Source organism: Rhizobium sp. Root1203 (assembly GCF_001424945.1).
Taxonomy (GTDB): Bacteria; Pseudomonadota; Alphaproteobacteria; order Rhizobiales; family Rhizobiaceae; genus Rhizobium.
Window position 1 is genome coordinate 28,128 of the sequence record NZ_LMCW01000045.1, and the last position, 13,986, is coordinate 42,113.

Below are 13,986 nucleotides of genomic sequence, written 5' to 3' on the forward strand. Positions count from 1 at the left end.
CTTCGTATGAGCCGGGCAGAGACGACAAGCATCTGGGGTATAAATGACGATCACCGACACTGCGCACCTCCCGCCGGACCATCCGACTGTGAAATCAGGCAAGGTGGGCGTCCTGCTCGTCAATCTCGGAACCCCCGACGGCACCGACTACGCCTCCATGCGCCGCTACCTCAGGGAGTTCCTGACCGACAAGCGCGTCATCGAGTGGTCGCCCTGGAAGTGGTACCCCATCCTGTTCGGCATCGTGCTCAACACCCGTCCGGGCAAGGTCGGAAAGGCCTACGAGCTGATCTGGAACAAGGACAGGGACGAAAGCTACCTGCGCACCCACACGCGCAGCCAGTCGGAGCTGATGGCGGAGCGCCTGAAGGACCTGCCTGATGTCACGGTCGACTGGGCGATGCGCTACGGCAACCCCTCGATCCCCTCGCGCATCCAGGCGCTGAAGGAGGACGGCTGCGACCGGATCGTACTCTTTCCGCTCTATCCGCAATATGCCGCGGCAACGACTGCGACCGTCAACGACAAGGCCTTCCAGCATCTCCTGAAGATGCGCTGGCAGCCGGCGCTGCGCACCGTGCCCGACTACCACGACGACGAGACCTACATCGAGGCGCTGGCAAACTCGATCACGACGCACCTGGCGACGCTGGACTGGGAACCGGAGATGATCCTCGCCTCCTTCCACGGCATCCCAATGTCCTACTTCAAGAAGGGCGACCCCTACTACTGTCAGTGCCAAAAGACGGGCCGGCTGCTGCGCGAAAGGCTCAGCCTGTCCGAGGAGAAATTCATGGTCACCTTCCAGTCCCGCTTCGGCCCGGAAGAGTGGCTGCAGCCCTATACCGACAAGACGGTGGAAAAGCTGGCGCAGGATGGCGTCAAGAAGATTGCGGTACTCAACCCCGGCTTCGTCTCGGACTGTCTGGAAACGCTGGAAGAAATCGCCGAACAGGCCGCCCATTCGTTCCACGAGAACGGCGGCGACAAGTTCACGCACATCCCCTGCCTCAATGACAGCGAGGACGGGATGCGCGTTCTGGAGAAGGTCGTCCGCCGGGAGTTGCTCGGCTGGGCCTGATTGAGCGTGTTGCCGCGCCGGCCTCGTCCGATCCTTCGGGCCACCTTCGCATGCCACAAGTCCCTTCTCCCCTCGGGGAGCAGGTGGCGGCAGCCGGATGAGGGGGCTGCATGGCGAGACGCGCTACACGTCACACCCCGCGCTTGTTACCCCACAAAAGCACATGCAGTTGCGGCAATACCCGCGCCGCGAACCACCTGTCGTCCGTCACCTTGCCGACAAGCCACAGCATCCGATCCATGATCCCGTCGATGTCGATCCTGGCATCGTCATCGTCCGGCGGGGGCGGCGTGTGGTTGCCGGGCTGCAGATAGACCGGCAGGTGTGGATAACGGGCAGCCGCCTCGCGCGCAAAGACATAATCGCGGTCGTCGAAGACCACGATCTTCAACGCGATCTGCGGCCCGGCGGCCGCCATGCGCAGACAGTCGTCGAAGGCGGCCCAATCGGTCTCCATGCCGCTTGAGGGCGGCTTCGGGCTGAGCACAAGCGTGTCGAGGTCGGCAAACCACTCCTTGGCGACACTGCCCTGCGTCTCCAGCGCGAATGTATAGCCTTCAGAGTGCCCGTGCGCGATGAGAGCGCCAAGCGGCTGGATCGCGGGATTGCCGCCGGAAAGCGACACCGTCAGCGGCATGTCGCCGGAAAGCCGGCGAACTTCCCGCCAGATCTCGTCCACCGACATCGGCAGCCATTGATCGCGGTAGTCGCTGTCGACCGCATGCAGCGTATCGCACCAGGAACAGCGGTAGTCGCAGCCTCCGGTCCTGACGAACACCGTCGGCAGGCCGATCAGCACGCCTTCTCCCTGGATCGTCGGTCCGAAGATTTCGCTGACGCGGATGGGCGCCTCGCGAGCCCCGCTCATGGCCGGTATTCCGCCCACGTCTTGGGCGTCTCGCTGACGCGCACTGCCGACGTCTCCGGCAATCGCTCCTTGCACCAGTCGTAGAAGTGCCTCGCCAGATACTCCGACGTCACCCGTTCATGGCCGAGCACGTCGTTCAGGTGGCGGTGGTCGAAGCTGTCATCGATGTAGCGCTTCAGCGGCGCCAGCTCGTGATAGTCGCGAACGAACCCGTTGTCGTCCAGCTCGACGGCCGACAGCTCCACTTCGACGATGTAGTTGTGCCCGTGCAGCCGCGCGCACTGATGATCGGCGGGCAGGTGTGTCAGCTGATGGGAGGCAGAGAAGTGGAATTCCTTGGTGATGCGAAACATCACTTCACCTCCTCGGCCGAAAAGCCGCTCGTCGCAGCGACCCAGAAATCCGCGTCGTCGTACTCCGTCGGATCGTCGACACCGGCCAGATGGAAAGCCTCTCGCCGTTCGACACAGGTGCCGCACCGCCCACAATGGCGCGCGCCGCCCTTGTAGCAGGACCACGTCTTCGCAAAGGGCGTGCCGCTCTTTACTCCGTCGGTCACGATGTCCGCCTTCGAGATGTTGACGTAGGGCGCGTAGAGCGAAACGCTGGCGTAGCCGTCGAGCGCCTGGTCCTGCATCGCCTGGAACGCGTCGATGAAGCCGGGACGGCAATCGGGATAGATGAAGTGATCGCCGCCATGCACGGCCACTGCAACGGAATCCGCTTTTTGCGCGGCGGCCAGGCCGAAGGCGATCGCCAGCATGATCGCATTGCGGTTCGGAACGACGGTCGCCTTCATCGTTTCCTCGGCATAGTGACCGTCGGGAACGTCGATATCGTCGGTCAGCGCCGAGCCGCTCAGGTGGCGGCCGATGGTGCGAATGTCGATGATCTGGTGCGGGACGCCGAGCCGTTTGGCGCAGGCGGTGGCGAAATCCAGCTCCTTGCGATGCCGCTGACCGTAGTCGAAGGAGAGGAGGCCGATGAGGTGTCGTTCCGCTGCGACCTTATGGGCAAGCGAAACAGAATCCAATCCGCCGGAGCAGATGACGATAGTCTTCATGATGGGGTCCCTTGTTTTGACCGGGTGGGCTGCGACCGGATACAGGCGCCTTTTACGCCACGTCACTGCCGTTGTGAATAGCCAATCGAAAACCCATATATCAAGCATGATCCATTGGCGGCGGCGCTACGGACTGGCGTTTGAAATCGTCTACGCTAAGGTGCAATCAATCGATTCTATCGCGGGGGAGTTTCATGGTTTTGGGCGGCTTCGACATTGTCGTGATCGCATTGGTGGTCTTTGTCATTCTGGTGCTCTTCGCCGGGATCAAGACCGTGCCGCAGGGGTATCGCTATACGGTCGAGCGTTTCGGCCGCTACACCCGGACGTTGGAACCGGGCCTCAATATCATCACGCCCTTTGTCGAGCGCGTCGGCGCCCGGTTGAACGTCATGGAGCAGGTCCTGAATGTTCCGACCCAGGAGGTCATCACCAGGGACAACGCCTCAGTCTCCGCCGATGCCGTCTCCTTCTATCAGATCCTCAACGCCGCCCAGGCCGCCTATCAGGTCTCCAACCTCGAGAACGCCATCCTCAACCTGACCATGACCAACATCCGTTCCGTCATGGGCTCGATGGATCTCGACGAACTGTTGTCGAACCGCGACGCGATCAACGATCGCCTGCTGCGCGTCGTCGATGACGCCGTCCAGCCATGGGGCATCAAGGTCACCCGCGTCGAGATCAAGGATATCCAGCCGCCGAGAGACCTCGTCGACGCGATGGCACGTCAGATGAAGGCGGAGCGTGAAAAGCGCGCCCAGGTTCTCGAAGCGGAAGGCTCCCGAAACGCCCAGATCCTGCGTGCCGAGGGCGCCAAGCAGTCGGCGATCCTGCAGGCCGAGGGTCAGCGCGAAGCCGCATTCCGCAATGCGGAAGCCCGCGAGCGCCTCGCCGAAGCTGAAGCCAAGGCGACGACGATGGTGTCGCAGGCGATCGCCGCCGGCGACGTCCAGGCCATCAACTACTTCGTGGCACAGAAATACACCGAGGCACTGACGGCAATTGGTTCGGCGAGCAATTCCAAGGTCGTTCTGATGCCCATCGAGGCCTCGTCCATCCTGAGCTCGCTAAGCGGAATCGGCGCGATCGCCAGGGAAGTCTTCGGCGATCCGTCCACGCCGCCAGCCCCGCCGCGCCCGCGGCAGGTGCCGGCGCGCACGACGCCCCCGGTCAATCCGTTCAACACCAATCAGGAGACCTGAGCGATGATCGCCGCCATAGTCGCGGAGCTCGGACCCTGGAGCTGGTGGATCGCCGGACTGGTGCTGCTTGCGGCCGAAATGATTGCCCCCGGCTTCTTCCTGGTCTGGATCGGCCTTGCGGCGCTTGCCGTGGGCGTGCTCTCGCTGCTGTTCTGGAACGAGACCTTCTGGCTGTGGCAGGTGCAGGCGATCCTGTTTGCCGCGCTTGCCGTCGCAGCCACCTTCATCGGCCGGCGATTGACCCGCCGCCACGACACCACAGACGAACCCTTCCTGAACCAGCGCGGCGCCAGCCTCGTCGGCCGCACCGCAACGCTTGCCGAACCCATCCACGAGGGACGCGGCCGCATCCGCCTGGACGATACGCAGTGGCGCGTCAGCGGCCCCGATCTACCGGTGGGCGCACGGGTGAAGGTCGTCGCGAGCAACGGCCGCGACCTGACGGTCGAAGAGGCCTGATCAGGCGACGCCGATCCTGAGCAGATCGTGGAAATGAATGAGCCCGATCGGCCGGTTGTCGTCGTCGACGACGATCAGTGCACCGATGCTGTGCTCGTTGAGCAGCGCCAGGGCGGCGGTCGCAAGCACCGTCGGTTTCACTGTCTTCGGCGTCCGCGTCATGATGTCGTCGACTGCCAGTTCCGAGAGATTGCGCGTCAGATTGCGCGCCAGATCGCCTTCGGTGACGATCCCGCACAGCCGCCCCTCTCCGTCGACGATACCGACGCAGCCGAAATGCTTGCGCGAAAGCGTCGAGATCGCCTCCGACAGCGGCGTACCCTGCGGCGCCAGCGGCACGCGTTCACCGGTGTGCATGATGTCGGCGACGTGGCTGAGGCTCGCGCCCAATTTTCCGCCCGGATGGAAAACGTGAAAATCGCGCGCCGTGAAGCCGCGGGCTTCGAGCAACGCAATCGCCAGCGCATCGCCCATGGCAAGCTGCATCAACGTCGACGTCGTCGGCGCCAGGCCGTGCGGACATGCCTCCACGACGTTCGGCATCAGCAGAACCACATCCGAGGCAGAGGCAAGCGAGGATTTTTCCGAGGAGGTCAGTGCAATCAGGGGAATGGAAAAACGCCGCGTATAGACGATGATGTTGCGAAGCTCGGCACTTTCGCCGCCCTTCGAAAGAGCAAGCACCACATCGCCCCTGCCGACCATGCCGAGATCGCCGTGATTGGCCTCGGCGGCGTGCATGAAGAAGGCCGGCGTCCCTGTCGAGGCCAGCGTCGCGGCGATCTTCACGCCGATATGACCGCTCTTGCCGACACCGGTGACGATCACCCGCCCCGAAATGGCACCCGCGACCGCGACCGCCCGCGCAAAGGGTTCGGCAAGAGGGCCGTCCAACGCCTTCTCCAGAGCCTCGAGAGCCTGCCTCTCGGTTCCGATCGTGCGCTTGGCCGAGTCGACCACCCCATTTTCGATGAGATTTTCCGCTCTTCTGATCATGCCAATGCGTTAGCGGTTTTCGGCGGTCAAGTCCATTGCCTCGTCGCAGCTTCAGAATGCGCCTTGGCAACGAATGGTTAACCACGAGGCTTTACGTTCGGGTAACACTTCGAAGCATGCCGGGCGCGGACAGATGGGCCAATGGAAATACACGAGCAGTCTGACGCCGCTCTGCGCGGCGGGCCTTGCCGTGTGCTCGGTTCTGTCAGGCTTGACGCTTGTGCCTTCTCATTCGCTCGCGCAATCCGCACAGCTGCGTGCGACAGATCGTGCCGCCACGCCAGCGTCCGCCTCCGCAAGTGAAAGCGGCGACAACGCCGGCGCGCAGCCGCAAGAGCCGGCATCGCCGCTGGAACCCGTCGACGCTGCGCCAAGACAGGCACCGTCTGCCGATCGACAACCGATATCTGCCGATCTGCCGCCGAGCGACGAGACCACAGGCGCGATTCTCGATGAAGACATGCTGCGCCTGAACACGCGCGAGGCCCCGCTCGACCTCCGATCGAACCGCCGGCTGGAGCCGAACCTAGCGACCGAGGAAACGCCAGGTATTCCCATAGGCACCTTCGTTCTGCGCCCCACCGTGACGCAGAGCATAAACACCGAAACGCAGCGGGATGGCGGCACCAAGGAGACCCGAGCGTTCCTCGAAACCGACATGCTGGCGACGCTGACATCCGACTGGGCCCTGCATCAGCTCGTCGTGACGACGCAGGGTGCCTGGCAGCAGAACGTCAGCGGCGAAGGCGAGGAGCAGCCGGAGTTCCGGATAGGTGGCGATCTGCGGCTCGACCTGCCGGAGGATACCACCGCCCGCATCCTCGGCGGCTATCGTTTCTATCGCGAAGACACGGACGATCCGAATGCCATCCAGAACGCGGACAAGCAGTCTGACGTGCAGGAATTCACGGCCGGCGGCTCGATCGAGCGCGATTTCGGTATACTGCGCGGCAGGACCGGCATCGATGTGACGCGGACCCTCTACTCGGATGCAACGCTTTCCGACGGTACGACGGTTTCGCTCAGCGACCGCAACCAGACGAGCGGCACGCTTCGCGGCCGCATCGGCTACGAGCTGTCGCCTGCCCTCGTTCCCTTCATCGAGGCGAATATCGGGAAGACCCACTATGACGACACCGTGGACCGTGCCGGCTATCGCCGCTCGGGCCAGTCCTATGGCGCCATTGCCGGGGTCGAAGTGGACATGGGAGAGAAGCTTCGTGGCGAAATCGGGCTCGGCTACGAAACCGCCACCTTCGACGACGATCGCCTTGCCGATATCGACACGGCGGTGGTCGATGTCCGGCTGCTCTGGTCGCCACTCCGCGGAACGGATGTCGACTTCGGCATCCAGACCAGCATTCAGCCGTCTACCAATGCAGGCGACTCGGGTTACGTCTCGCATGCGTTGACGACAGCCGTCACGCATCAGCTGCGCGACAATCTGGTCGGAACTTTCCTGGGTGGTATCACGCTGCGCGACTATCCGTCGGGGATAAGCGACGAGACGGTCTACACCACGAGCGCCGGCCTGACCTGGAACATCAACCGCTATCTCGACCTGACGAGCACGCTCGGATACGAACTGACGTCCCGCAAGACGGGCACCGACTCGCAGCAATGGCGAGCCGGCGTTGGTCTCAAATTGAAGCGCTAGCCTCGATCAGAGGGTCTTCAGCAGCGCCTTGAAGCCTTCCTCGACAGTGGGACGGATGTCCGCACGCTCCAGCGCAAACGCTACGTTGGCGAGAATGAAGCCATCCTTGGCACCGCAGTCATACGTCGTGCCGCGGAAGTGATAGCCCGCAAAATCCTGGTCCCTGAGCAGCTTCAGCATGCCATCGGTCAGCTGGATTTCGTTGCCGGCACCGCGTTCCTGGGTTTCCAGGATCTTGAAGATCTCCGGCTGCAGGATATAGCGACCGTTGATGAAGTAGTTCGACGGCGCGGTTCCCTTGGCAGGCTTTTCGACCATGTCGGTGATATGGAAACCGTCGCCGATGGCTTCGCCAACGCCGACGATACCGTATTTGTGGGCCTGATCGGGCGCGCACTCTTCGACCGCAACGATGTTGCCGCCGCTCTGGGCATAAAGGTCGATCATGCCCTTCATGCAGCCTTTCGTGTCGCTCTTCATGATCATGTCGGGAAGCAGCAGGGCGAAAGGCTCGCTGCCGACGATCTCGCGGGCGCACCACACCGCGTGGCCGAGGCCGAGCGGTTCCTGTTGTCGGGTAAAGCTGACCGTGCCGGCCTTGGGAAGCTGGCCGGCAAGCAGAGTGATCTCTGCCTTCTTGCTGCGCTCGCGCAGCGTCTGTTCGAGTTCGAAGTGAATATCGAAATAGTCTTCGATGATGTGCTTGTTACGGCCGGTGACGAAGACGAAATGCTCGATACCGGCTTCCAGCGCTTCGTCGACGACGTACTGGATAATCGGCTTGTCGACGACCGTCAGCATCTCCTTCGGAACGGCTTTCGTGGCCGGGAGAAAGCGGGTGCCGAGGCCGGCGACCGGGAATACAGCTTTGCGAACTTTTTTATGCTCTGCCACACAATCCTCCTGCGATGATTTCATCGCTTGAAATAAAAGGCATTTTTGATTGGACTAGATGAGATTTGCTACCGTTTTGCAAATGGTGACTGTGTTCGTCCGTCATGGTAAAGAATTTGTTGACTCCGTTCGGGTAGTCTCGGGCCTGAGCGGAACTTCGTGTTCTGCTGCGCCTGAAACGAAAGGACGGATGACCGCCGATGACTCAAAATCACAGAAACTCCCTTCGTGGTCTTGCTCTAGCACTCATCGTGACCGCGTCCGCCGGTCTGGCTCCCCTTAACGCGAAAGCCGATCAGCGGTTCCAGAAATGGATCGCGGACTTTTATCAAACAGCCGCTCAAAGTGGCATCAGCAAGGCAACCTATAGCAAAGCCTTTTCCGGCGTGACGGATCCAGACCCGACGGTGCTCGAAAAGGCGGCCTATCAGCCTGAATTTACAACGAAAATTTGGGACTATATCGATTCTCGTGTAAATCCCTACACGGTCCAGATCGGCCGCAAAATGGCCGCCAAGCACGCCGCCACGCTCAACGCGATCGAGCGCCACTTCGGCGTCGACAAAACGATTCTCCTCGCCATCTGGTCGATGGAATCCAATTACGGCGCAGTTCTCGACAAGGACGACAGGCTGCACTACGTGCCGCGCGCGCTGGCAACGCTTGCCTACGCCGACGAGCGCCGCGCCAAATTTGCCAAGAAGCAGCTGATCGCGGCGCTGAAAATCCTTCAGAACGGTGACATCTCACCTGACGGCATGACCGGTTCCTGGGCGGGCGCCATGGGCCATACGCAGTTCATACCGACGAGCTATCTGCTTTACGCCGTCGATGCCGACAACAACGGCCACCGCGACATCTGGAATTCCGTGCCCGATGCCCTGGCGACGTCGGCCAATCTGCTGATGAAGAACGGCTGGGATGCCGGCAAGACCTGGGGATACGAAGTGGCGGTCCCGCAGGGCGCCCTGAAGCAGGTGGGCAAGACCCACACGCTGTCGCAATGGGCGGCCCTCGGCGTGACCCGGCCAAGCGGCAAAGGCTTCAAGGACGGCGGCAGCAAGGCCGTCCTGAAGATGCCGGCCGGCGCGAGCGGCCCCGGCTTCCTCATGACCGCCAACTTCTTCACCATCAAGAAGTACAATGCATCGGACAGCTACGCCATTGCCGTCGGGCTGCTCGCCGACGAGATCGCCGGCTACGGCGGCATGAAACAGCGCTGGCCCCGGCCGGATGGTGTGCTCGACGTCAAGGAGAAGTTCGAGCTTCAGACCCGGCTGAAAGCACTCGGCTACTATGACGGCGAAGTCGATGGCAACTTCGGCAGCGGATCAAAGGCCGCCATCGCTGTGGTTCAGGGCAGAATCGGCATGCAGGCGGACGGCGAACCATCGTTGCCGCTGCTGAATGCACTTCGCAAATAGTGCTATCAAATAGTGCTATAGAGTGGCGCCATGCGTATTGGGGTGTGGACGCATGTCCCGCTCCATGAGAAAATACCGGCAGATGCGAGGCTGCTGACGATGCGTAAACGAGTAAAACGGGGCACGGCCCGCTGGGGCGCCCTCTGCGCTGCCGCGCTGGTGTTTTCATCAGGCGCGCTGCCTCCCGTGAATGTTGCAGAAGCCCAGGAGCGCTACTACCAGCGCCGATCCATCCTCGATTTCTTCTTCGGCCGCCGTTACGTCGACCAATATCCGCCCGCTCCCAACGAGTATGCCCCGGCACCCCGGGTCATTCCGCGAAAGAAGAAGGCGCCGCCGAAGGCTGTGGTTGCAGCTCCCCGCGCCGCACCGGTGATCGCGCCCGAGGAGAAAGTCGTTCAGAAGCTCGACAACGCCCAGAAGATCCTGGTCGTCGGAGACTTCCTGGCCGGCGGGCTCGGTGTTGGAATGGAAGCGGCATTTCAGGACTCGCCCGGCATCCTCATCGAGACGCACAGCAACGTCGCCTCCGGCCTGGTTCGCGACGACTACTACAATTGGCCGGTACAGCTCACCAAATTCATGGACGAGGCAAAGCCCGCCATGGTGGTGGTCATGCTCGGCGCCAACGACCGCCAGCAGATGGTGACTGACGGCGGCAAGGAGAAGTTTCGAACCGACGGCTGGTACGCCGAATACCAGCGCAGGGTGATGAACTTCGGCAAGGATGTCACCAGCCGCAAGATCCCGCTTCTCTGGGTCGGATTGCCGGCCTTCGATTCACCTGGCATGACCGCCGACGCGGTCCAGATGAACCTCCTTTACCGCAAGCAGGTCGAAAGCATCGGCGGCGAATTCGTCGACGTATGGGACGGCTTCGTCAGCGAAAACGGCGACTTCATCATCACCGGCTCCGACATCAACGGCCAGCAGGTGCGATTGCGAACGTCCGACGGCATCAACCTCACCGAGGCGGGACGCCGCAAGCTTGCCTTCTACGTCGAAAAGCCTGCCCGGCGCATCCTGGGCACGCAGGCAAGCCCGGACCTCGTCCGTCTCGACAGCAGCATGCCGAGCCTCGACCTGTCGTCGAACCCCGCCGACCACACCGATCCGATCAGCCTTTCCGATCCCAACCTCGACGGCGGAATGGCTCTCCTCGGTGGCGCGGCGCTGCCCGTCAGCACCGGCAAGTCGCCGCGCGACAAACTCGTCCAGGACGGCGAGATGGCCCCTCCGCCGGCCGGCCGCGTCGATGATTATCGCATACCGGCCAAGAAGTCCGCGGCCGAAGTCTCGGCGAAATGAAACTCCGAGGATCTGGCGCGAATGTCAGGCGCACGAGTGCGAAGCGCGAGGCGGATCAACCGTGCGGACGCTAGCTTCTTTGCAGCACGAGGTGAGCTCCCAGGCCGACCAGCATCGTGCCACCCGCACGTTGGACAAGACGCTGAGTGGAGGTGGATTGCCGAAGCCTTGAGACGACAGCACCGGCCAGCATCACGCAAACTAAGTCGGCGGACGAGAAAATCACGTTGACGATCGTTCCAAGAAAAACGAACTGCAACCAGACCGGAAAGCCGCCTGACGGATCGATGAACTGCGGCAGGAACGCCAGGAAGAAGATCGCGGTCTTTGGGTTAAGCACCTCGATGGAAATGCTTTCAAAAAACGCGCGCCGTTCCGACTTCGGGTCCGCTGCGGCAAGAGCGGGTTCCCCTTGCGCCTTTGCGCGGAACAACGAAATGCCGAGCCAGACCAGATAGCCGGCGCCTATCAGCTTGACTGCCGTGTAGAGCACCGGTACCGCATGGAAGATAATCGACAGGCCTGCCGCAGCAGCGGTCACGTGCACGTAGCAGCCCAAATGAATCCCAAGCGTTGCCATCAGCCCCGCTCGCCGGCCGCGCGCCAGAGTCTGAGCCGCCGCGTAAAGCATCGCGGGGCCAGGAATGTACGCGAAGAGAGCCGTCGTGATGAAAAACGTGATCAATAGCTCGGTTGATGGCATCGCGTATTCCCCCTTACGCCCCGGCAGGATCAGCCAGCGGCGCATGGAGAAGCCTAGATGGTTGTGCTGCACTTTGCCATGAGGATCTGGTGGACGCAGAACACACAGTCAGCCCATCGCCGCGCGCAACAATTTGATCGCGCGGGGAACGGATGGTGCCTTGACCGGTGGCGGTTCTGCCCGCTCACAAAATTCACGCCAAACGAAAAGCGTCAGTTCGGCACCATCGGTTTCGTCTTTGTCGCCCGGCTCCGCAAAATTCTGCAGCGCCCGATATCGGCTGTCCCGCCAGAAAAGCTCCTCCACCCAATCGTAAATGGGTATCACGTGGAAATGGATTGGGTAGCCCGGAGAATGCCCGTAGCGTCCGATATAGACACGTTGCGCATTCAACGTGTGGGTCAAGGCGTGCTGAGCCTTCGCCAGCAACGGACCTAGTTCAGCCAGGGCCTCCTCCGACAGCTCCGACAAATCGGTGCTGAACCGTTTGGAGCCAACCATCAGGTAGCCGGGGAGTGCCGAGTTCACGCGATGATTTACAAGCCAGCCGACAGTTTCGCATACATGGAACTGCTGAGGAATTTCCAGGGAATCGCCTCGTCTTGTTGTCTCGATCACCGGTCATCGCGGCAACGGTCGGGTGTTTCGCTGCGCAAAAAAGCTCGGAACCGCATAGCGCCGTCCCGAGCTCATTGATCAATCCCGGCGCTTATCGCGGCAGAACCGTTGAGCCCATCAGGGCTTCGTCGATGGCGCGCGCCGCCTGTCGGCCTTCGCGGATCGCCCAGACGACCAGCGACTGGCCGCGGCGCACGTCGCCGGCCGTCCAGAACTTGTCGATCGAGGTCTTGTAGTCCTTGTCGTTGGCAACGACGTTGGTCGAGCCGCGGCGGTCGGTGTTGAGCGTCAGCTTGCCGTCGAGTTCCTTCAGAACGCTGCCGGTAAACGGGCCGCTGAAGCCGATGGCGATGAAGGCGAGGTCGGCCTTGATGATGAACTCCGTGCCGGCGATAGGCTTGCGGCGTTCGTCGACTTCGCAGCACTTGACCCCCGTCAGCACGCCGTCTTCGCCGACGAATTCGAGCGTCGCGACCTGGAACTCGCGCACGGCACCTTCAGCCTGCGAGGAGGAGGTGCGCATCTTCGTTGCCCAGAACGGCCAGACGGCGAGCTTGTCTTCCTTTTCCGGCGGTTGCGGGCGGATGTCGAGCTGCGTGACCTTCACGGCACCCTGGCGGAACGCCGTGCCGACGCAGTCGGACGCCGTATCGCCGCCGCCGACGACGACCACATGCTTGGCGCCGGCGAGGATCGGATCGGAAGCCCAGCCGACGCTGTCGATGTTTTCGCGGCCGACGCGCTTGTTCTGCTGGACGAGGTAGGGCATCGCGTCGTGGACGCCGGCAAGCTCGATGCCGGGAATGCCCGCTTCGCGCGGCGTTTCGGAACCGCCGCAGTAAAGCACAGCATCATGGTCGGCGAGCAGCTGCTCGACCTTCAGGTCGACGCCGACGTTGACGCCGCAATGGAAGGTAACGCCCTCGCCGCTCATCTGTTCGACACGGCGGTCGATGAAGTTCTTCTCCATCTTGAAGTCGGGAATGCCGTAGCGCAGCAGGCCGCCCGGCTTGCTCTCGCGTTCGTAGACATGGACGTCGTGACCCGCGCGGCCGAGTTGCTGCGCAGCCGCCATCCCGGCCGGGCCGGAACCGATCACCGCCACCTTCTTGCCGGTGTGGACCGTTGCCGGCTGCGGGCGAATGAAGCCGAGCTCGTAGGCCTTGTCGGCGATCGCCTGTTCGACCGTCTTGATCGCGACCGGCGCATCCTCCAGGTTCAGCGTGCAGGCTTCCTCGCAAGGCGCAGGGCAGACTCGGCCGGTGAACTCCGGGAAGTTGTTGGTGGAATGCAGGTTCTGGATCGCCGCTTCCCAGTTGTTGTTGTAGACGAGGTCGTTCCAGTCGGGGATCTGGTTGTGCACAGGGCAGCCGGTCGGACCATGGCAATAAGGGATGCCACAGTCCATGCAGCGCGCGGCCTGTTTCTGCACTTCCGGGTCCGACATCGGGATCGTGAATTCGCGGAAATGACGGATGCGATCCGAGGCCGGCTGATACTTCGCTACCTGCCGGTCGATTTCCAGAAACCCTGTTACCTTACCCATACTGCTGTCTTCCCTTACACTCATGACCGCCTCACCGCAGCCAGTTGTCTATTGTCAGTCCCGGTATCCGGGGCAAGTTGATTGACCGTCATTGGACCATATCCCCTGAAAAGCATCATGCGACTGGGGACGGCATCTTGCCGTCGACGCGATCGTCATGGTCA

General features: G+C 62.2%; 14 protein-coding genes. 6 read left to right on the forward strand and 8 right to left on the reverse strand.

Going from position 1 to position 13,986, the window contains the following annotated elements; translation table 11 throughout:
- Window positions 1-43 precede the first annotated feature (43 nt).
- Complete coding sequence (gene hemH, locus ASC97_RS26625; RefSeq protein WP_057471349.1) at window positions 44-1,081, forward strand: ferrochelatase; 1,038 nt, start codon at window positions 44-46, stop codon at window positions 1,079-1,081.
- Between the two features lie 130 nt (window positions 1,082-1,211).
- Here the strand turns inward: hemH and queE are convergent, their stop codons facing one another.
- The 3 genes from queE to queC are packed head-to-tail and all read right to left on the reverse strand — an operon-like array spanning window position 1,212 to window position 3,012.
- Window positions 1,212-1,949, reverse strand: a complete 738-nt coding sequence (queE, locus tag ASC97_RS26630) for a 7-carboxy-7-deazaguanine synthase QueE (RefSeq protein WP_057471350.1) — start codon at window positions 1,947-1,949, stop codon at window positions 1,212-1,214.
- The gene (gene queD / locus ASC97_RS26635) at window positions 1,946-2,302 is read right to left on the reverse strand and encodes a 6-carboxytetrahydropterin synthase QueD (RefSeq protein WP_057471351.1); all 357 of its coding nucleotides are present in this window, start codon (window positions 2,300-2,302) and stop codon (window positions 1,946-1,948) included. The genes queE and queD overlap by 4 nt, the downstream gene beginning before the upstream one ends.
- Window positions 2,302-3,012 carry a 7-cyano-7-deazaguanine synthase QueC gene (gene queC, locus ASC97_RS26640; protein ID WP_057471352.1) on the reverse strand — a complete coding sequence of 237 codons (711 nt, stop codon included), beginning with the start codon at window positions 3,010-3,012 and terminating at the stop codon, window positions 2,302-2,304. The genes queD and queC overlap by 1 nt, the downstream gene beginning before the upstream one ends.
- Before the next feature lie 194 nt (window positions 3,013-3,206).
- Here queC and ASC97_RS26645 point away from each other — a divergent pair, with 194 nt between their 5' ends.
- Window positions 3,207-4,217, forward strand: coding sequence for an SPFH domain-containing protein (locus ASC97_RS26645; RefSeq protein WP_057471353.1), 1,011 nt, complete (start codon window positions 3,207-3,209; stop codon window positions 4,215-4,217).
- Between the two features lie 3 nt (window positions 4,218-4,220).
- A complete protein-coding gene (locus ASC97_RS26650) occupies window positions 4,221-4,676 on the forward strand; it encodes an NfeD family protein (RefSeq protein ID WP_057471354.1) in 456 nt (151 codons plus the stop codon).
- Here the strand turns inward: ASC97_RS26650 and ASC97_RS26655 are convergent, their stop codons facing one another.
- The gene (locus ASC97_RS26655) at window positions 4,677-5,672 is read right to left on the reverse strand and encodes a KpsF/GutQ family sugar-phosphate isomerase (RefSeq protein ID WP_057471355.1); all 996 of its coding nucleotides are present in this window, start codon (window positions 5,670-5,672) and stop codon (window positions 4,677-4,679) included.
- A gap of 133 nt (window positions 5,673-5,805) precedes the next feature.
- Here ASC97_RS26655 and ASC97_RS26660 point away from each other — a divergent pair, with 133 nt between their 5' ends.
- Entirely contained in the window at window positions 5,806-7,329 is a 1,524-nt protein-coding gene (locus ASC97_RS26660; RefSeq protein ID WP_057471356.1) for an outer membrane beta-barrel protein, read from the forward strand.
- Between the two features lie 6 nt (window positions 7,330-7,335).
- On the opposite strand, the gene galU is transcribed toward ASC97_RS26660, so the two are convergent.
- Window positions 7,336-8,223 (reverse strand): UTP--glucose-1-phosphate uridylyltransferase GalU, encoded by an 888-nt coding sequence (gene galU, locus ASC97_RS26665; RefSeq protein ID WP_057471357.1) that lies wholly within the window; start codon window positions 8,221-8,223, stop codon window positions 7,336-7,338.
- A 200-nt stretch (window positions 8,224-8,423) separates the two neighbouring features.
- On the opposite strand from galU, the gene ASC97_RS26670 reads away from it, so the two are divergent.
- The gene (locus ASC97_RS26670) at window positions 8,424-9,647 is read left to right on the forward strand and encodes a lytic murein transglycosylase (protein WP_057471358.1); all 1,224 of its coding nucleotides are present in this window, start codon (window positions 8,424-8,426) and stop codon (window positions 9,645-9,647) included.
- Window positions 9,648-9,746: 99 nt separating this feature from the next.
- On the forward strand, window positions 9,747-10,955 hold the full coding sequence (locus tag ASC97_RS26675; RefSeq protein WP_057471359.1) for an SGNH/GDSL hydrolase family protein: 1,209 nt from the start codon (window positions 9,747-9,749) through the stop codon (window positions 10,953-10,955).
- Between the two features lie 70 nt (window positions 10,956-11,025).
- Here ASC97_RS26675 and ASC97_RS26680 read toward each other — a convergent pair whose 3' ends face one another.
- The 3 genes from ASC97_RS26680 to ASC97_RS26690 form a co-directional block, all read right to left on the reverse strand.
- On the reverse strand, window positions 11,026-11,658 hold the full coding sequence (locus ASC97_RS26680) for a LysE family translocator (protein WP_057471360.1): 633 nt from the start codon (window positions 11,656-11,658) through the stop codon (window positions 11,026-11,028).
- Window positions 11,659-11,766: 108 nt separating this feature from the next.
- On the reverse strand, window positions 11,767-12,246 hold the full coding sequence (locus tag ASC97_RS26685) for an HIT family protein (RefSeq protein WP_057471548.1): 480 nt from the start codon (window positions 12,244-12,246) through the stop codon (window positions 11,767-11,769).
- Window positions 12,247-12,367: 121 nt separating this feature from the next.
- The gene (locus ASC97_RS26690; protein WP_057471361.1) at window positions 12,368-13,822 is read right to left on the reverse strand and encodes a glutamate synthase subunit beta; all 1,455 of its coding nucleotides are present in this window, start codon (window positions 13,820-13,822) and stop codon (window positions 12,368-12,370) included.
- Window positions 13,823-13,986: the final 164 nt, after the last annotated feature.

Excerpts from the sequence above, each read along its gene's own strand:
- hemH (WP_057471349.1), top strand. The coding sequence starts at position 44 with ATGACGATCACCGACACTGCGCACCTCCCGCCGGACCATCCGACTGTG.
- queE (WP_057471350.1), bottom strand. The coding sequence starts at position 1,949 with ATGAGCGGGGCTCGCGAGGCGCCCATCCGCGTCAGCGAAATCTTCGGA.
- queD (WP_057471351.1), bottom strand. The coding sequence starts at position 2,302 with ATGTTTCGCATCACCAAGGAATTCCACTTCTCTGCCTCCCATCAGCTG.
- queC (WP_057471352.1), bottom strand. The coding sequence starts at position 3,012 with ATGAAGACTATCGTCATCTGCTCCGGCGGATTGGATTCTGTTTCGCTT.
- ASC97_RS26645 (WP_057471353.1), top strand. The coding sequence starts at position 3,207 with ATGGTTTTGGGCGGCTTCGACATTGTCGTGATCGCATTGGTGGTCTTT.
- ASC97_RS26650 (WP_057471354.1), top strand. The coding sequence starts at position 4,221 with ATGATCGCCGCCATAGTCGCGGAGCTCGGACCCTGGAGCTGGTGGATC.
- ASC97_RS26655 (WP_057471355.1), bottom strand. The coding sequence starts at position 5,672 with ATGATCAGAAGAGCGGAAAATCTCATCGAAAATGGGGTGGTCGACTCG.
- ASC97_RS26660 (WP_057471356.1), top strand. The coding sequence starts at position 5,806 with ATGGGCCAATGGAAATACACGAGCAGTCTGACGCCGCTCTGCGCGGCG.
- ASC97_RS26670 (WP_057471358.1), top strand. The coding sequence starts at position 8,424 with ATGACTCAAAATCACAGAAACTCCCTTCGTGGTCTTGCTCTAGCACTC.
- ASC97_RS26675 (WP_057471359.1), top strand. The coding sequence starts at position 9,747 with ATGCGTAAACGAGTAAAACGGGGCACGGCCCGCTGGGGCGCCCTCTGC.
- ASC97_RS26680 (WP_057471360.1), bottom strand. The coding sequence starts at position 11,658 with ATGCCATCAACCGAGCTATTGATCACGTTTTTCATCACGACGGCTCTC.
- ASC97_RS26690 (WP_057471361.1), bottom strand. The coding sequence starts at position 13,822 with ATGGGTAAGGTAACAGGGTTTCTGGAAATCGACCGGCAGGTAGCGAAG.